General features: G+C 74.4%; 12 protein-coding genes, 2 tRNA genes and 1 riboswitch. Of the genes, 9 read left to right on the top strand and 5 right to left on the bottom strand.

Annotated features, from left to right (window positions below):
• Positions 1-97: 97 nt before the first annotated feature.
• Positions 98-170, top strand: a tRNA-Lys gene (locus ACE1OA_RS16355).
• Between the two features lie 149 nt (positions 171-319).
• Here the strand turns inward: ACE1OA_RS16355 and ACE1OA_RS16350 are convergent.
• A complete protein-coding gene (locus ACE1OA_RS16350) occupies positions 320-445 on the bottom strand; it encodes a hypothetical protein (RefSeq protein ID WP_356601151.1) in 126 nt (41 codons plus the stop codon).
• A gap of 199 nt (positions 446-644) precedes the next feature.
• Between ACE1OA_RS16350 and ACE1OA_RS16345 the strand changes: the two genes are divergently transcribed.
• The 6 genes from ACE1OA_RS16345 to ACE1OA_RS16320 all read left to right on the top strand — a co-directional run bounded on the left by ACE1OA_RS16345 (position 645) and on the right by ACE1OA_RS16320 (position 6,000).
• The gene (locus tag ACE1OA_RS16345) at positions 645-1,124 is read left to right on the top strand and encodes a rhodanese-like domain-containing protein (protein ID WP_384875076.1); all 480 of its coding nucleotides are present in this window, start codon (positions 645-647) and stop codon (positions 1,122-1,124) included.
• A gap of 51 nt (positions 1,125-1,175) precedes the next feature.
• Positions 1,176-1,249 (top strand) — tRNA-Met (locus ACE1OA_RS16340).
• A gap of 143 nt (positions 1,250-1,392) precedes the next feature.
• On the top strand, positions 1,393-2,133 hold the full coding sequence (locus ACE1OA_RS16335; protein WP_386544412.1) for a MerR family transcriptional regulator: 741 nt from the start codon (positions 1,393-1,395) through the stop codon (positions 2,131-2,133).
• A 191-nt stretch (positions 2,134-2,324) separates the two neighbouring features.
• Entirely contained in the window at positions 2,325-3,485 is a 1,161-nt protein-coding gene (locus ACE1OA_RS16330) for a PP2C family protein-serine/threonine phosphatase (protein ID WP_356601148.1), read from the top strand.
• 246 nt (positions 3,486-3,731) lie between these two features.
• Positions 3,732-3,879: riboswitch (cyclic di-AMP (ydaO/yuaA leader) on the top strand.
• A gap of 11 nt (positions 3,880-3,890) precedes the next feature.
• Positions 3,891-4,958 (top strand): M23 family metallopeptidase, encoded by a 1,068-nt coding sequence (locus ACE1OA_RS16325; RefSeq protein ID WP_356601147.1) that lies wholly within the window; start codon positions 3,891-3,893, stop codon positions 4,956-4,958.
• Between the two features lie 97 nt (positions 4,959-5,055).
• A complete protein-coding gene (locus ACE1OA_RS16320) occupies positions 5,056-6,000 on the top strand; it encodes an aldo/keto reductase (protein WP_432752963.1) in 945 nt (314 codons plus the stop codon).
• Between the two features lie 104 nt (positions 6,001-6,104).
• Here ACE1OA_RS16320 and ACE1OA_RS16315 read toward each other — a convergent pair whose 3' ends face one another.
• The 4 genes from ACE1OA_RS16315 to ACE1OA_RS16300 form a co-directional block, all read right to left on the bottom strand.
• Complete coding sequence (locus ACE1OA_RS16315; RefSeq protein ID WP_432752962.1) at positions 6,105-7,415, bottom strand: PrsW family intramembrane metalloprotease; 1,311 nt, start codon at positions 7,413-7,415, stop codon at positions 6,105-6,107.
• Positions 7,416-7,541: 126 nt separating this feature from the next.
• Positions 7,542-8,348: a tRNA (guanosine(46)-N7)-methyltransferase TrmB gene (trmB, locus tag ACE1OA_RS16310; protein ID WP_432752961.1), complete on the bottom strand. Its 807-nt coding sequence runs from the start codon at positions 8,346-8,348 to the stop codon at positions 7,542-7,544.
• Positions 8,349-8,525: 177 nt separating this feature from the next.
• Positions 8,526-9,725 carry an L-2-hydroxyglutarate oxidase gene (gene lhgO / locus ACE1OA_RS16305; protein WP_356601144.1) on the bottom strand — a complete coding sequence of 400 codons (1,200 nt, stop codon included), beginning with the start codon at positions 9,723-9,725 and terminating at the stop codon, positions 8,526-8,528.
• Between the two features lie 87 nt (positions 9,726-9,812).
• Positions 9,813-11,258: an MFS transporter gene (locus tag ACE1OA_RS16300; RefSeq protein WP_356601143.1), complete on the bottom strand. Its 1,446-nt coding sequence runs from the start codon at positions 11,256-11,258 to the stop codon at positions 9,813-9,815.
• Positions 11,259-11,804: 546 nt separating this feature from the next.
• Here ACE1OA_RS16300 and ACE1OA_RS16295 point away from each other — a divergent pair.
• Positions 11,805-13,919 carry an asparagine synthase-related protein gene (locus tag ACE1OA_RS16295; protein ID WP_356601142.1) on the top strand — a complete coding sequence of 705 codons (2,115 nt, stop codon included), beginning with the start codon at positions 11,805-11,807 and terminating at the stop codon, positions 13,917-13,919.
• 252 nt (positions 13,920-14,171) lie between these two features.
• Complete coding sequence (locus ACE1OA_RS16290) at positions 14,172-17,327, top strand: BTAD domain-containing putative transcriptional regulator (protein WP_432752960.1); 3,156 nt, start codon at positions 14,172-14,174, stop codon at positions 17,325-17,327.
• Positions 17,328-17,522: the final 195 nt, after the last annotated feature.

Genomic DNA, 17,522 nt, shown 5'->3' with positions numbered 1-17,522 from the left:
GCGGGGCGGGCGAGACCCGCCCGGGATCCGCCATGACGGATACCCGATCGGCTGCGGGGCATGATCCGGCTATGCTGCGGGGGTGCCCTTGCGCCGAGGGCCGTTAGCTCAATTGGCAGAGCAGCGGACTTTTAATCCGTTGGTTGTGGGTTCGAGTCCCACACGGCCTACCTGAAGGGGAGCGAGGTCACGGCCTCGTCTCCACCACGAAGCGCCCCGCCCGGTTCCGACCGGGCGGGGCGCTTCGTCGTCCCGGCCGCCACCCCGGTGAGCCGTCCCGCCGTCAGGGGGCACGGCCGCGCGGCCGGTTGGGGCGGAATCAGGCGGAGGGCGCTCCCGCCGCGGTGCCGGGGGTCGGACACCCGAGGGAGAACGCCGCCGGCCGGGCCGGATCCGCCAGGATGTGGATCTCCACGATCCGGTCGCCGTCGACCGTGCGGGCCATGAGCGGCCCCGGCCGGCCGTCCGCGAGCGATCTCCTCGGATGAGGCCCGCCGTGTGTGACAGCCGACCGGTCCCCCGTCCGTCCGCTCCGTGAGATCCCCGCCCTCGTGCGCCGAACGCCCGGGAATCCCCGGCCGATCGCCAACGGCTCCGGGATTCGCCACTTCAGCGGGGTGATCTCGGGTCGTAGATTTTCCCGCATGACGACAACAGCGCAGGTCAACGCCGTACTTCGCACCCCGCCGGCCGCTCCCGCCGCGGCGGCCGCCTACTTCTCCGCCAGCCTCGCCTTCCACGCCGACGTCTCGGACGTCGCCTCCGTCCTCGCGGCCGGCGGCGACCCCGGCTTCGTGGTGCTCGACTCGCGCTCCACCGCCTCCTGGGACCAGGGGCACGTCCCCGGTGCGATCCACCTGCCGACCGCGCTCATCGCCGAGCAGGCCGAGCAGCTCCTCGACAAGGCGGTGCCGGTCGTCACCTACTGCTGGGGCCCGGGCTGCAACGGCGCCACCCGCGCCGCGCTGGCCCTCGCCGAACTCGGCTACCAGGTGAAGGAGATGCTCGGCGGATTCGAGTACTGGGTGCGCGAGGGCTTTGCGTACGAGACGTGGGAAGGCCCCGCGACGAAGGACGCGGACCCGCTGACCGCACCGGTCGACGCCGAGGACTGCGGCTGCTGAGGAAACGGATTTCCGTATCCGACGCCCATGCCGTAAGGTCATATTCACCGACGCGGGGTGGAGCAGCTCGGTAGCTCGCTGGGCTCATAACCCAGAGGTCGCAGGTTCAAATCCTGTCCCCGCTACTCAGTAGCAAACGAAGGCCCGGATCCTCACGGATCCGGGCCTTCGTCGTGCTGCCCTCCCACGCCCCCGTCTTCCGGTCCCGCCCGGATCCCCCTTCCGCGCGCTTGACCTTTACGCAACGTCAAGATTTAGCGTTTCGGGCATGGAGTGGTCGATCCAAGAGATCGCCAGGAAGGCCGGGACCACCAGCCGCACCCTCCGGCACTACGGAGAACGCGGACTGCTGGAGCCCAGCCGGATCGGCGCCAACGGTTACCGGTACTACGACCAGGCGGCGCTCGTGCGGTTGCAGCGCATCCTGCTGCTGCGCGAGCTGGGGCTGTCCCTGCCCGCCATCGCCGAGGTCCTGCGGGGGCAGCGGGATTCGTCCGCCGCCCTGCGCACCCATCTCGTCCTGCTCGAACAGGAGCGGGAGCGCATCGGACGGCAGATCGAAGCCGTCCGGACCACTCTCCACAAGACCGAGAACGGAGAAGAGCTCATGGCTGAAGAAGTGTTCGACGGATTCGACCACACGCGGTACGAGGCGGAGGTCACCGAGCGCTGGGGACGCGAGGCGTACGAGAAGGGCGACCGCTGGTGGCGCTCGCTCAGCGCCGAGCAGAAGCAGGCGTTCACGGACGAGCAGGCCGGCATCGCGCGCGACTTCGGGCAGGCGGCGCGGGACGGACTCGCGGCCGGCAGCGACGAGGTGCAGGCGATCGCCCACCGGCAGGTCCGGTGGCTGTCGGCCACCACGACGCCGTCGAAGGACTACGTGATCGGCCTCGGCCGGATGTACGTCGACGACCCGCGCTTCACCGCCAACTACGACAAGCACGGTGAGGGCACGGCGCTCCTGGTCCGGGACGCGATGGAGATCTACGCGGAGCGGAACCTCTAAGGGCTGTCCCGTGATCCGCGGTGGGCCGGCGCACGGCGTCGGATGCGGTGCACCGCAAGGCGGAGGGTCGCTCTCAGGCCGGCGCTCCTCCGATCGGAGCATCGGGGGTCGCCGCACCGTGCGGCGGCCTCCAGGCTGGGGAGGGCGCGGTACGGTCCGTCGCCGTGCAGGGACCGGGCAGGAGAGCACAGGTGGGGCAGCGATCGGCGGGTGACGGCACGAGGAGGCCCCCACGCCCGCGCGGTGAGCGGACCCGCCGCTTCGTCCGGGCCCTTCCCCCGCTCGTCATCCTCGGCGGCATCGTCTTCGACCTGGCGACCCCGTCGGCGTACACCGCGGCGCCGATGTTCTCGGCCGCGCCGCTCATCGCGGCACCCTTCTTCTCGAAGCTGACGACCCTGCTGACCGGCATCGCGGCCGTGCTGGCGTGCGTCGGGCTGCACATCTACAACGGCACCACCACGGAGCCGCCCTCGGCCACCGAGACCCTCACGGTCATCACCGTCTCCGCGCTGGCCATGGTGATCAACCGCGTGGTCCAGCGCAGCGGCCGGCAGCTGGCCTCCGCCCGGGTGATCGCCGAGACCGCCCAGAAGGCGGTGCTGCCCACGCCGGTCGAGCGGATCGGCGGGCTGCAGATCGCCGCCCGCTACGAGGCCGCGCAGGCGGACGCGTTCATCGGCGGCGACCTCTTCGCGGTCCAGGACACCCCCTACGGGGTGCGGCTCGTCGTCGGCGACGTGCGGGGCAAGGGGCTGGAGGCGGTCGAGGCCGTCGCCGTCGTGATCGGCGCGTTCCGCGAGGCGGCCGAGCAGGAGGCGACCCTGGAGGGCGTGGCGCAGAGACTCGAGCGGGCGCTGACCCGGGAGGGGACCCGCCGGGACGACCTGGACGCCTTCGAGGGCTTCACCACCGCCGTGCTGGCCGAGATCCCCCGCGGTGACGGTCTCGTTCGAGTCGTGAACCGTGGCCACCCCGAGCCGCTGCTGCTGCTCCAGGACGGGGCGGTGGAGCATCTGGAGCCGAGCCAGGCCGCGCTGCCGCTCGGCATGGGCGAGCTGGCCGCCTGGCCGGACCGGGCCGACGAGACCCCCTACCCTCCGGGCTCGACGCTGCTCTTCTACACCGACGGCCTGTCCGAGGCGCGCGACGCGGCGGGCGCCTTCTACGAGCCGGGCGGCCGTCTGGCCGGGCGGATCTTCCCCGGTCCGGAGGAACTGCTGGACGCGCTGGTCGACGACGTCCGCCGGTACACGGGCGGCGGATCGACGGACGACATGGCGCTGCTGGCCGTGGGCCGCCCGGTGCAGGGCCAGCCGGAGCGCCGCCGGACGATGCGGGTGGTGCCCTGAGGCGTCCATCCCGGTCCTGAGAGCCGGCGGGGTGACCATGCGTAGTCGCGAGGTACCGCTGCGATAACAATTGATGCAACGTCAGATAAGGAGTCTCGAACGGATGACTCCTGAGCGGCGGTCAAATCGCCCTGTAGTGCATCAATCTCTTGAACGATCAAGGGGAACAGCTTGGAATCGGACCCCCGTGTCTATTAACGTTCGATAACGCAGCGCGGTCGTCCCAGTCGTCGCAAGAGACGGCACCGTGCGCACGCGCCGAATCCCGAAAGGGAACCGGGGAACCACCACTTGGGGTGAATCGGACACTCTCGCACCTGTGCGAGGGCGCCCGTAGGAGACCTTCCTGCTCCGAACCCGTCAGCTAACCCGGTAGGCGGCAAGGAAGGAAAGGAGTACGCCTCCGTGGCGTCCAACACCCCTGCCCCCGAAGCCCCCTTCCATGCGTTCGGTGCCTCGGGTGCCGCCGGGACCGACCCCGACGGCGCGGCGGGCGAGTGGAACCCCACCGAGGAGACCCTCCGCCAGCAGAGCCGGGCCGGTGGCCGCCACCGGGTCGTCAAGCAGCGCTCGGGCTTCGCCCGTTCCTCCACCGTCCTCGGCGTCGGTGTCATCGCGGCCGTCGGCGCGGGTGGCCTGGCCACCGCGCAGGAGAAGCCGCCGGTCTCCATAGCCCTGCCCGACCTCGACCTGCCGGACGCCGAGGACCTGCCCGGCGTCGGCGCGCTGATCTCCGGCGACGAGGACCGGAACACGACCGCGGGCTCCGGCAACGACCTGCACGCGCTCACGGCCTCCGTCGGCGCGCCCGTCGACGGCGCCGACCGCAAGACGGAGGGCGGCGACGCCGGCGAGGCGCTGCGCGCCCGCATCCTCCAGCAGGCCGAGCAGCAGCAGGCCTCCGCCGACGCCGCCGAGAAGGCCGCGACGGAGAAGGCGGCGACCGAGAAGGCCGCCGCGGAGGCCGCGGCCCAGGCGGACGCGGCCGAGAAGGCGGCGGCCGAGGCGAAGAAGAAGGCCGAGGCGGAGGCCGCGGCGAAGGCCGAGGCCGAGCGCCTGGCCAAGCTCGCCGCCAGCTACGCGCTGCCCACGTCCTCGTACACGCTCACCTCGACCTACGGCGAGTCCGGCTCGATGTGGTCCTCCGGCTACCACACCGGCCTGGACTTCGCGGCCCCCACGGGCACCCCGGTCAAGGCGGTGCACGGCGCCACGGTCAAGTCGGCCGGTTGGTCGGGCTCGTACGGCTACCGCATCGTCCTGGAGCTGTCGGACGGCACCGAGGTCTGGTACTGCCACCTGTCCTCGATGACCGTCAGCGTGGGCCAGTCGGTCGGCACCGGCGACACCATCGGCCGCGTGGGCGCCACCGGCAACGTCACCGGCCCGCACCTGCACCTGGAGGTCCACACCCCGGGCGGCGACGGCGTCGACCCGGCGGCCTGGCTGGCGAGCAAGGGCCTGTCGGTCTGATCCTCCCGGGAACCTCCCCGGCCGCGGCGGCCCTGGCGACGAACCCCGCGCCAGGACCGCCGGAATAGCGGCCCCGCCGCAGGTCGTTCACCGACCCATGACCTCTCTTCGCCCGCTGGGCTCCTCCGACCTGCACGTCTTCCCGCTCGCGCTCGGCGGCAACGTCTTCGGATGGACCGCCGACGAGGCGCAGTCCTTCGCCGTCCTGGACACCTACGCCGCCGCCGGCGGCAACTTCGTCGACACCGCCGACTCCTACTCCGCCTGGGCCGAGGGCAACCAGGGCGGCGAGTCCGAGACGATCGTCGGCAGGTGGCTGGCGTCGCGCGGCAACCGCGACGAGATAGTCGTCGCCACCAAGGTCGGCGCCCACCCCTCGTACAAGGGACTCGCGCCCGTCACGATCAAGGCGGCGGCCGAGGAGTCCCTGCGCCGGCTCGGCACCGACCACATCGACCTGTACTACACGCACTTCGACGACGAGTCCGTGCCCGTCGAGGAGATCGTCACCGCGCTCGACCAGCTGGTGAAGGACGGCAAGGTCCGTGCCGTCGCCGCGTCGAACATCTCCCCGGCGCGGCTGCGGGCCTCCCTCGACTTCGCCGAGGCGGAGGGACTCACCCGCTACGTCGCGCTCCAGCCGCACTACAACCTGGTCTCCCGCGACACCTACGAGGGCGAGCTCCTGGACACCGTCGAGCGGGCCGGACTCGCGGCCGTGCCGTACTTCGCGCTGGCGTCGGGCTTCCTGACCGGCAAGTACCGGCACGGGACCGCGGTCGACAGCGCCCGGGCCGCGGGGGCGGGCCGGCATCTGGAGACCGAGCGGGGCCGCACGGTGCTCGACACGCTCGACGCCGTGGCCCGCGCGCACGGGGCCGAGCCCGCCACGGTGGCGCTGGCCTGGCTCGCGGCCCGGCCGACCGTCGCGGCGCCGATCGCCTCGGCGCGTACGGTCGAGCAGCTGCCGGCCCTGGTAGCGGTCGCGGACCTGGTGCTCGACGAGGCGGAGCTGGCGGCGCTGGACGCGGCCTCCGCCTGAGCGTTCGCCCCGCGGGTCGGGGCATCGGGGGCGTCGGCCGGGTCGGGGGCCGGCGCCTCAGGTCCTGCCCGGGAGACCGGGATGGATCCGACGGGACGGTTTCCTCAGCTGCGGTACGGGTTGTAGCCGCCGTAGTCCAGGTACTGGGGCGGCGACCAGACCCGGCCGGTCGCCCGCGCCGCGTAGGTCAGCGCGGGCGAGGCGACGGCCCTGCGCTGCCAGAGGTGGTGGAGCAGTTCCTGCTCGCGCGCCGTGAAGTCGGGGTCCGCGTCACCGCGCTGGGCGCGGTGGCGCAGGAACGCGAGCGTGGTCGCGAAGGCCTCGTACTCCCCGACCGCCTGCGCGGCCGGCCGGCCGTACGTCCGGGCGGCGAAGGAGCGGGCCATCGAGCGGGCCCGCATCGAGGAGAGGGCGAGCGGCTCGGACGGGGAGAGCCAGCCGGCCGCCGCGTACGCCGGGAGCTGGCCGGATATCGTGCGCAGCTCCCGCTGCCGGCTCCATATCGCCAGCCAGGTCAGCAGCCCGAAGGCGGGCACCATGAACATGCCGTAGACCACGAGGAACCCCCAGGCCGCGTAGACGGCCGAGCCGTTCCACAGCGCGTGCATCCCCATGGCGAGGACGAGGCCGGCCACCGGCAGCAGGATCCGCCGGACGCGCTTGCGCCGTGCGACGAGCGCGGCGAACCCGAAGCCCAGGCCGGTGAGCACCGTGAACAGCGGATGCGCGAACGGCGACATCACGACCCGCACGAAGAAGGTCCCGGCGGTCATCGAGCCGAGGCCGGACGTGCCGATCTCCTGGTCCTCGCCGAAGGCGCGGCCGAGGTAGAGGATGTTCTCGGTGAAGGCGAAGCCGGTGGCGGTGAACCCGGCGACGACCACCCCGTCGACCAGGCCGGTGAAGTCCCGGCGGCGCAGCAGGAAGATCAGCAGGATCGCGGCGGCCTTGGCGCTCTCCTCGACGACCGGGGCGACGACGGTGGCACCGAGGGCGTCCGCGGAGGCCCGGTCGGCGGTGGAGGTCGCGATCCAGCGGACCGCGAACGTGTTGGCCGTGAGTGCGATGAGCGCCGCGGCGAACGCGCCCCAGGCGAAGGCGAAGATCAGGTTCTTCCACGGGCCGGGTTCGGCGCGGTCGAGCCAGCGGAACGCGGCCAGCAGCAGCGGGACGGGCAGGACGGCCAGGCCCAGCCCCACCAGGAACCCCTCGGTTCCCGTCTCCTCCCGCACCATCGCGAGGATCACCAGGGCGCAGAGCGCGAGCAGGGTGATCACCGTGACGGCCCTGACCACCTTGCTGCGCCAGAAGGCCCGGCGGGGCCGGTAACGCCAGTGGGCGCGGTCCGGGACGGCGGGGAACGCGGGCTCCTCGGTGTCCCGGGCGGGCACGGGTACGGCTACGGGGTTCGACACCGTACGACCCTAACCAGCGGGAGTGACAGCCCGCGAGGGAGTTCCAGGGGGTCTTGTCGACGAGGCCGGGATCATGAGGCCGGGATCAGAGACGCCGGGAGCCCGGCACGATCGACGGGACGTTCCCTAGACCCTCTGGAAGAGGAGGTCGTGCACGACGTGTCCCTTGTCGAGGCCCTGGCCCTCGAAGCGGGTGAGCGGGCGGAACGCGGGGCGGGGGGAGTAGCCGCCGTCGCCGGCGGTGTTCGCGAAGTCCGGGTGCACCGAGAGGACCTCCAGCATCTGCTCGGCGTACGGCTCCCAGTCCGTGGCGCAGTGCAGTACGGCGCCGGGCTTCATCCGGGTCGCGAGCAGCGTGAGGAACTCCGGCTGGATCAGCCGGCGCTTGTGGTGGCGCTTCTTGGGCCAGGGGTCCGGGAAGTAGACGCGGCAGCCGTCGAGGGCGTCGGCGGTCAGCATCTCGCGGAGCAGGATGATCGCGTCGCCGTTGGCGACCCGGACGTTCTCCAGCCCGCCCCGGTCGGCGAGGCCGAGGAGGTTGCCCTGCCCGGGGGTGTGGACGTCCACGGCGAGGATGCCGGTGCCGGGGTCGGCGGCGGCCATCCGCGCGGTGGCCTCGCCCATGCCGAAACCGATCTCCAGGACCACGGGCAGCCCGCCGAACATCTCGCGCAGGTCGAGGATCCGCCGGCCGTCGATGTCGAGGCCCCAGTCGGGCCAGCGCTTGAGCATCGCCTCCGCCTGGCCCGCGGTGACGCGGCTGCGGCGTGGCTGGAAGCTGCGGATGCGCCGCTCGTGGTGCGATCCGGCGGGGTCGGGCAGGGGGCCTTCCCCGGCGGCGAACATCCGGCTGCCCCGCCGGGCGACGACGGGCTCGACGGGCGAGGCGGCTTCGACGGTGGGGTGCGCGGTGGCTTCACGAGACTCAGACACAATGCCTCGATTCTACGGCGTGTCCGGCAGGTGGCCCGGGGCTCGTCCGGGGAGCGTGCCCCACGCGGGACGGGGCGCCGTGGGGTGGCCGTGGGGCTGCAGGCTCGTGCGGTGGCCGTGACCGGGGGTCCCGGGCTCGTGCGGCGGCCCCGGGGCTCCGGCCGCACCGGATCCCGGTCAGTCCAGCTGGGCCAGCGCCCGGCGGGCCACCTCGCGTCCGATCGGCAGGCTCGCCGTCGCGGCCGGAGACGGCGCGTTCAGGACGTGCACCGTGCGGGGCGCCTCGCGGATCAGGAAGTCGTCGACCAGGGTGCCGTCCCGCAGCACCGCCTGGGCGCGCACGCCCGCCGCCGTGCGGCGCAGCCCGGACTCCTCCACGACCGGCAGCAGCCGCCGCACCGCCTCCGTGAAGGCCCGCTTCGACAGCGACCGGCGCAGCTCGCCCGCCCCGTACCGCCAGTGCTCCCGGGCGATCTGCCAGGACCCGGGCCAGGCCAGCGTCTCCGCCAGCTCGCCGGGCCGGACGACCGACCAGTCGTATCCCTCCCGCGCGAGCGCCGGCACCGCGTTCGGGCCCACGTGCACGCCGCCGTCGATGCCCCGCGTCAGATGCACCCCGAGGAAGGGGAACGCCGGGTCCGGGACGGGGTACACCAGCCCGCGGACCAGCGAGGCGTCCGTCAGCTCGAAGTACTCCCCGCGGAACGGGACGATCCGCATCTCCGGGTCGTCGCCCGCCAGCCGTGCCACCCGGTCGCAGTGCAGACCGGCGCAGTTCACCATGACCCGTCCGCGCACCACCCGGCCCGCCGCCGTGCGGACCGCGACCCCCCACGGCCGCCGGTCGACCGCCGTCACCTCGGAGCCGTACAGGATCCGCGCCCCGGAGGACTCGGCGAGCTGCGCCGCCACCGCGCCGTAGTCGCAGATCCCGGTGGAGCCGACATGGATCGCGGCCAGGCCGCGCACCCGCGGCTCGTACTCGCTGATCTGCGAGGGCCCCAGCTCCCGCACCGGAATGCCGTTCTCCCGGCCGCGCTGCACGAGCGCGTGCAGCCGGGGCAGCTCGTCCCGCCCGGTGGCCACGATGAGCTTGCCCGTCACCTCGTGGGGCAGGCCGTACTCCGCGCAGAACTTGACCATCTCGGCGGCGCCCGCCACCGCGAACCGCGCCTTCAGCGAGCCGGGACGGTAGTAGATCCCGCTGTGGATCACTCCGCTGTTCCGGCCGGTCTGATGGCGTGCGGGGCCGTGCTCCTTCTCCAGGACCGTGACGCGCGTGCCGGGGGCGGCGCGGGTCAGGGCGTACGCCGTCGACAGCCCGACGATCCCACCGCCGATCACGAGCACATCGCAGTCGACATCACGAACGGACACCTGCACCACCTCCCACCCCGATAGTGCACTGACCCACTGACAATCCGGTTAAACCCGTTGGGACACGCGTCACGTCATGCTTTCGGCTCACGCCGGTGCCATCAGCAGCGGGCGCGCCCGCTCCCGCAGCTCCATGACCCGCGGCTCGTCCCCGTACGGCTCCAGCCGGTGCAGCAGGTCCCGGACGTACTCGGTGGTCCGCGCCGACGAGATCCGGCCCGCCACCTCCACCGCGCGCGTGCCCGCCGCGCAGGCCGCGTCCAAATTGCCCGACTCCAGCTCGGCGACCGCCGACACCACCAGCCGCAGCCCGTGCGAGCGGACGTACTCCTCCGTCGGCCGGGACAGCGCCTGCTCCGTGAAGCGCCGCACCTGGCGCGGCAGCTTCAGGTCCCGGTAGCACTCGGCGGCGTCGGCGCAGAACCGGTCGTACGAGTAGAAGCCCAGCCAGGACGGGTCGGCGTCGCCGTCCCGCGCGCGCTCCAGCCAGCCCTCGGCCGCCTTCAGGGCGGCCCCCGAGGCGGCCGCGTCGCCCGCCTTCGCGTGCGCCCGCGCCTCGACGAGCCGGAAGAAGGACATGGTGCGCGCGGTGGCGAGACCGCGGTTGCGTTCCAGGGCCGCCTGCGCCAGGTCCACGCCCTCGTCGGCGAAGCCCCGGTAGGTGGCCTGCAGCGACATCGACGCGAGCACGTACCCGCCCAGCGGCACGTCGGCGGCGGCGCGGGCCAGCCGCAGCGCCTGGATGTAATAGCGCTGTGCGGCCTCCTGCTGACCGGTGTCGAAGGCCATCCAGCCGGCCAGCCGGGTCAGCTCCGAGGTCGCCCCGAACAGCGCCCTGCCGACCTCGTCCGAGTACGAGCCGAGCAGCAGCGGCGCGGCGTCGACGCGTAAGCACTCCGGGACCATGGAGGAACGCCAGTCGCCGCCGCCGTACTTGGAGTCCCAGCGGCGCGCGTCCTCGGCGGCCTCGCGGAGCTTGGCGACGTCGCTGTGGCCGACGCGCGCGTGCAGCGCGGCCTCCGGCCCGTCGAGGGGCTCCTCGCCCGGCCCGGTCACCAGGCGCTCCACCGAGGAGTCGGCGGGCGTGATCAGCCAGCGGGAGGCGGGGGTGGCGTACGCGCTGACCGCGAAGGAACCCGCCAGCGACTGCCAGATCCCGCCACCACCGGCCCGCCGGCCGGCGAGATCCAGCCGGTACAGCTCGGTGGCCGAACGGACCGCCTCGCCCACGTCACGCGGGAAGGCGAGGCCGACCTCGGGCGCCGGGTCGGCGTCCGCCAGCCCGATCTCGTGCAGCGGGACCGGCCGGCCCAGCTTCTGGCCGATGGCGGCCGCGATCAGGTGCGGGGCGGCGCCCTGCGGCACCATGCCCTTCGACACCCACCGCGCCACCGACGTCTTGTCGTAACGGAGCGTCAGGCCCCGTTGCGCTCCGAGGTCGTTGACGCGCCGGGCGAGGCCGGCGTTGCTGATTCCCGCGAGGGCGAGAACCGTGCCGAGCTTTTCGTTCGGCCCGCGTTGCTCCCTGGACATGACGCCACCCCTCGACCACCCAGACGGCCGCCGCGACGCCGGGCATAGGCGTGCGGCATTCGTAAACACAGCGTAGTTCGCCGCATCCCTACCGTTAAGGGGCGGAGTTCCGTATGGCGAGATTGTTGTGGGAACAGACGCATGACGGGCGGATGGCGTAGAGGCGTCGGCGGCGAAAGGACGCCAGGGGCGGCTCCGGGCGCGTGCTCCGGGCGTGTGGCCGTGCGCCTGGCCGTGCGCTCTCGCCGGGGCGGAGGGGGAGCGCTTCCATGAGTGCTGCGTGGGTCGGCCCGCCTGGCAGTGGACCAGGGGGCTGGGGGACACCGCCGCCCCATTCCCCGCGGGCGGCGGACGGCTCCGGGAGGCGATGAGCGCCTCCCGGACAGCCGGCGGTCCGCGGCCCCGCCGAGAATGGCCGAATGCCGACGGTGAGCAACTGGCCAATGCCAGGGGCGCATTCGCCTTTCGCACACGCGACCCCGGAGCCCCTCCCCTGCCCTCTTGTCGTGGCAGCATGTTCCTCCACCGACCGAAGTGGAGGCGCCGATGCGATGGCTGGTGGGCTGGAGCAGTGTCGCCGCGAGCTTCGCCACGCCAGGCACGGCCGGCGCCGTGGGCGGGGCGGCGGCCGAGGGGCGCACGGTGCACCCGGTGGGCGCACAGCTGCTGTGGGGTGACCCCGACCCGCTGTGGGCGGTCGGCGACTGGCGCCCCGACGAGGTGCGCGTGGTCACCGTCGACGCCCACACCCGCCTTGCCGTCCTGGGGTGTTGCGCGGCGAGCGACGAGGAACTGCGCGTCGGCCTGTTCGCCGCGCGCGGCGGCGCGCTGCGCCATCTCACCGCCTGGGCCGGCAGCTACACCGCCGTCGTCCAGGTCGGCCGACGGATCACCGTCACGGGCGATCTCGCCGGTGCGCGGCCCGTGTTCCACACCCCGTGGGCCAACGGCACCGCGTACGCCACCGCCGCCCTGCCGCTCGCCGACCTCATCGAGGCCCAGCTCGACATCGGCCATCTCGCCGCCCTGCTCGCCTGCCCCGAGACCCCCGAGGCGCTCCGCGACTCCACGCCCTACGAGGGGGTGAAGCGGGTCCCGCCGGGCCACGCGCTGATCCTGCGCGAGGGCTCCCGCGAGATCACCGGGTACGACCCGGTCGCCTCGCTCGCGGTCGCCGCGCCCCAGGTCGATCCACGGCAGGCCGTGGAGGGCGTGCGGGACGCGCTCGTCGACGCCGTACGGGCCCGGCTCACCGCGCCCCGGCACGCGCCGGAGACCCCGCTGCCGGACCCGGGACCCGTCCCCGGCATGGGGCCCGCCGAGCGGCGGGCGGCACGCGGCGGCGGACCCGCCCCGGGGATCGGCGCCGACCTGTCCGGAGGCAGCGCGTCCGGCACGCTCGCCCTGCTCGCCGCCGGGCTGCCGGGCGTGCCCGGCACCATCCTGGGACACGGCACGGGCGCGGGGGAGCGGCTGCTCGCCGTCACCTTCAACGACCTGACGGGCGGCGGCGCGGCCCGCGAGGAGGAGCTGGAACGGGCCCGGGCGATCGCGTCCAACCCGCGACTGCACCACGTCGTCGTCGCGGCGGGCGAGGAGGCCCTGCCGTACGCCGAGCTGGACGGGCCGCTGACCGACGAGCCCGGCCCGTCGCTCGTGGTCGCCGACCGGCACCGCAGGCGGCTCGCGGGCGGCAGCGCGGACCACTTCACCGGCCTGGGCGCCCGCCAGGTCCTGGACGCGCATCCGGCCCGGCTCGCCGACCTGCTGATGGACCGCCGGCGCAGATCACTGGTGCGGCCGGTGACGGCGCTGGCCAAGGCCACCGGTACGTCCGCGGGCGCGCTGCTCGTGCCGCTCACGGTCTACCGGGCGGCCCGCCGCCTCGCCCGTACCCCCTACCGGACCGGTCTGGAGGCGGCGGCGACCCGGGTCCTGGAGGCGAACCGCACGACGCCCGGCGCGTTCGGCCCCCTGGAGGCCTCCCTCTCCGCCCTGGCCTGGACACGGCCCGGTCCGGCGGCGCGCTGGCTGACGGGGGAGGCCCTGGCTGAAGTATCGGTTCGCCTCAACCGGGCCGCGACGCTGCCGACTTCGGTGCAGCGCCCGGGCGAGGCCCGCGCCCGGGCCGCGCTCGCCCGGGCGGCGCACGACCACCGGATCCTGGAACAGGCGGCGGAGATCCGCAGCCAGCGCCTGCACGCGCCGTTCCTCGACAACCAGGTCGTACGGGCCTGCCGCGCCCTGCCCGAATCGCTGCGGGTCCAGCCCGGCGCCCGGGCGACCGTCCTGCGCACGGTCCTGGCCGGCGCGGGCATCCACGACCTTCCCCCGGGCTGGGGCACCCCCAACCCGGCGGCCGGCGCCGCCGCCCGCGCGGGCCTGCGCGCGGCCCTCCCGGACCTGCTCGCCCTCTTCGAGGCCCCGCTGCTGGCCGACGCCGGCCTGATCGAGGCCCGGGTGGTCCGCAAGGCGCTGCGGGCGGCCTCCGAGGGCGAGCCGGTCCCGCTGGACGGTCTCGCCGACCTGGTCTCCACCGAACTGTGGCTCCACCGTCTGCTGGCCCGCCGCGGCACCTGCTGGACGGGCACGGCGGCACCCAAGCAGCGCGCCGTGCCCGGCCCGCTGATCCCCTCGGCACGACGCTCGCTCCTGGCCTGAGCGGGGCGCGGTGCGGGGGCCGGGAAGGCCGGGCGGCGCCTGAGCGCTGGGCCCGGGTGCGGCCCGCGCGCCCGGGGCCGCCGGAGGGGATGCCCCGGCCGTCTTCCGGACGGGCAGGCCCCGGGGCGCTCCGGCCCGCACCCCAGCCTCCCGGGCCGTCCGGAAGCGCCCCCGCCCACCTCGTGTTCCGGCCGGCGACGCTCCGGGTAAACCCCGAGGCGCCGCGCACCTCCCCCGGGGACAATGGCCGGCGTGCGGTATCTCATCCTCGGCACCACCCAGGCCCTCGACTCCCATGGCACCCCCTTCCCGCTCGGCGGCGCCCGCCTGCGCGCGCTGCTCGCCGCACTCGCCGTGCGGCCCGGCCGGGCGGTCACCGTCGACGAGCTCGTCGACGAGGTGTACGGCGACGAGCCTCCGCACGACGCCCCCGCCGCCCTCCAGGCCCTCGTCGGACGGCTCCGCCGCGTCCTCGGCAAGGACGCCGTCGAGTCCACCCCCGGCCCCGGCTACCGCCTCCTCGCCCGGCCCGAGGACGTCGACCTGTACGTCTTCGAGCGCCACGCCGCCCGGGCCGCCGGCCTGCTCGACGCCGGCGACCCCGAGGCGGCCGCCGGCCTGCTGCGCACCGCGCTCGCCCTCTTCCGCGGCCCGGCGCTCGCCGACCTCCCCGAGCACGCCCGCGTCCGCCCGGAGGCCCAGCGGCTCGCGGCCGTACGCCGGCGCGTCGAGGCCGACCTGAGCCGCGGCGCCGTCGACGGACTCGTACCGGAGCTGTCCGAGCTCACCTCCGCGTACCCGTACGACGAGGGCTTCCGCGCCCAGCTCGTCCGCGCCCTGCGTGCCGAGGGCCGCCAGGCCGACGCCCTCGCCGCCTGGGAGGACGCCCGACGCGCCCTCGCCGACGGCCTCGGCGCCGACCCGGGGGCCGAGCTCGCCGCCCTGCACCGCGAACTGCTCGCCCCGCCACCGCCCCCTCCGGCCCCACCTGAGCAGGCCGGGAACATCCGGCCCCGGCTCACCTCCTTCGTGGGCCGCGAACCGGAACTCGCCGCGCTGCGCTCCGACCTCGTCGGCTCCCGACTCGTCACCCTCACCGGACCCGGCGGCTCCGGGAAGACCCGTCTCGCCGAGGAGGCCGCCGGGGCCGTCCCCGGACCCGCCTGGCTCGTCGAACTCGCCCCGCTCGACGACCCCGACGCCGCCCCCGGCGCCGTCCTCTCCGCCCTCCGCCTGCGCGAGACCAACCTGATCACCCGCGAGGGCCAGCCCCTCCAGGACGATCCCACCGCCGTCCTCGTCGACCACCTCGCCGACCGCTCCCTGCTCCTGGTCCTCGACAACTGCGAACACGTCATCGAGGCGGCGGCCGCCCTCGCCGAGACCCTCCTGACCCACTGCCCCCGGCTGCGCGTCCTCGCCACCAGCCGCGAGCCGCTCGGCGTTCCCGGCGAGACCGTCCGCCCCGTCGAGCCGCTGCCACCCCACCCGGCCCACCGCCTCTTCGCCGAGCGCGCCCGCGCCGTCCGGCCCGGCTTCGACCCCACCGAGGACCCCGACGCCGTCGACGAGATCTGCCGCCGGCTCGACGGGCTCCCCCTCGCCATCGAACTCGCCGCCGCCCGGCTGCGCCTGCTCAGCCCGCGCCAGATCGCCGACCGGCTCGACGACCGCTTCCTTCTCCTCACCTCCGGCAGCCGGACCGTCCTGCCCCGGCAGCAGACCCTCCGCGCGGTGGTCGACTGGTCCTGGGACCTCCTCGAACCCGAGGAGCGCACCCTGCTGCGCCAGGTCTCCGTCTTCGCCGGCGGCTGGGACCTCACCGCCGCCGAGGCGCTGGCGCCCGGCGCCGCCGACTCCCTGGGCGCCCTCGTCGACAAGTCCCTGGTCGTCGCCGCCCCCACCGAGGCCGGCGCGATGCGCTACCGCCTCCTGGAGACCATCCACGAGTACGCCGTCGAGCGGGCCGCCGAGACCCCCGACGTGCTGGCCGCCGCCGAGGCCGCCCACACCGCGCATTTCACCGCCCTCGCCGAGGAGGCCGAGCCCCGGCTCCGCTCCGGCGAGCAGCTCCCCTGGATCGGGCGCGTCGAAGCCGACCTCGACAACATCCGGGCCGCGCTCCACCGCGCGATCCTCGCCTCCGACGAGGCGGCCGCCCTCCGGCTGGTCTTCGCGATGGGCTGGTTCTGGTGGCTGCGCAACTACCGCTCCGAGGCGGTGGTCTGGGTCGCCCGCACGGTCCGGCTGGGCGAGGACCCCGACGATCCGGCCGACTCCCGCTACTGGCCTCGCAAGGAACTGCGGATGCTGCAGTTCTTCCTCGCGGCGGAGAACCACGTCGTCGGCGACTTCTTCGCGGACCCCGAACTCCTCGCACTGGTGCGGCGGGTGCGCGAGGCGTTCGGCGAGCGGCCCGGTCCGCAGGCGGCCCGCTTCCCCGGGATGCTGTGGCCGTTCACGGCGTACTTCACCGAGTCGTCGGCCGACGTGCTCGCCATGCTGGACGCGTCGGTCGACAACTGCCGCCGGTTCGGCGGCGAGTGGGAGGTCGGCGTCAGCCTGATGTTCCGCACGCACATGGCGATCGACATGCCCGGCGGGACGCCGGACCTGGACGAGGACCTGGCCGAGCTGCGGGTGCTGTCCCGCCGGGTGGGCGACCGCTGGATGCGGGCACAGGTGGCGAGCGCGGCGGCCGAGGCGAACATGATGCGGGGCCGCCACGCGGAGGCGGGCGAGGACTACGCGGACGCGCTCGCCCTCGCCCGCGAGGTCGGGGCGCACGCCGAGGCCCCCTTCCTCATCGCCCGGCTCGCCGAACTCCGCTACCTCGTCGGCGACATGGACGGCGCGGAGAAGGGGCTCGACGAGGCCGCCGCGGAGGCCGAACGCCACCGCGTCAACGACACGGAGACCTACCTCCGGTTCATGCGTTCGGCGATCGCCCTGTACCGAGGCGACGTGACGGCCGCCCGCGCGCACCTCGACGTCGCCATGGAGCACCTCGCCGCCAGCACGCCGCCCCGGCACTTCCAGACGCTGCTGGCCGGACTCGGTGCCCGGATCCGGGCGTACGAGGGCGGGGGTGACGCGGCGGTCGCGGAGGCCGTCGCCGCGCTGCGGGATGCGCGGGAGGCCCGCTGCGCCGACTTCGTCACCACCCACCTCGCGGAGGGCGTGGCGCTCGCGCTCGCCCTGGCCGGACGGCACGCCCCGGCGGTCGCGATCCTGGCCGCCGCCGACACCTGGCGCGGTGACACGCCCCGGGCGGTGCCGGAACTGCGGAAGGCGGACGAGCTCGCCTCCCGGGGGCGCGCGGCGCTCGGCGAGGACGGGTACGCCGCCGCGTACGCCTCCGGGGCCCCTCTCGATCTCGACGGGGTCGCCGCGCTGGTGGGGGCGTAGGCCCCGCCGGGAGCGGAGCCGGGGCGTCCTGGCCCCTGCTAAGGGCTGTCCCGTAATCCGCGGTGGGTCGGTGCACGGCGTCGGATGCGGTGCATCGCAAGGCGGAGGGTCGTCCTCATACTGGGCGTATTCGGGCGATCCGACAACGCCGCGAGGTGCCGTAGCCGGCGCCGTGCGCCCGCCGCGGATTACGGG

Origin of the sequence: Streptomyces sp. JL2001 (assembly GCF_050917515.1) — a bacterium.
GTDB lineage: Bacteria > Actinomycetota > Actinomycetes > Streptomycetales > Streptomycetaceae > Streptomyces.
The sequence above is the reverse complement of the archived record's forward strand: the minus strand, read 5'-3'. Positions and strand labels throughout refer to the sequence as shown.

Bases quoted from the DNA above. Each gene is read 5' to 3' on its own strand.
- ACE1OA_RS16295 (WP_356601142.1), top strand. From the start codon at position 11,805: ATGCGATGGCTGGTGGGCTGGAGCAGTGTCGCCGCGAGCTTCGCCACG.
- ACE1OA_RS16335 (WP_386544412.1), top strand. From the start codon at position 1,393: ATGGAGTGGTCGATCCAAGAGATCGCCAGGAAGGCCGGGACCACCAGC.
- ACE1OA_RS16345 (WP_384875076.1), top strand. From the start codon at position 645: ATGACGACAACAGCGCAGGTCAACGCCGTACTTCGCACCCCGCCGGCC.
- ACE1OA_RS16350 (WP_356601151.1), bottom strand. From the start codon at position 445: ATGGCCCGCACGGTCGACGGCGACCGGATCGTGGAGATCCACATCCTG.
- ACE1OA_RS16320 (WP_432752963.1), top strand. From the start codon at position 5,056: ATGACCTCTCTTCGCCCGCTGGGCTCCTCCGACCTGCACGTCTTCCCG.
- ACE1OA_RS16300 (WP_356601143.1), bottom strand. From the start codon at position 11,258: ATGTCCAGGGAGCAACGCGGGCCGAACGAAAAGCTCGGCACGGTTCTC.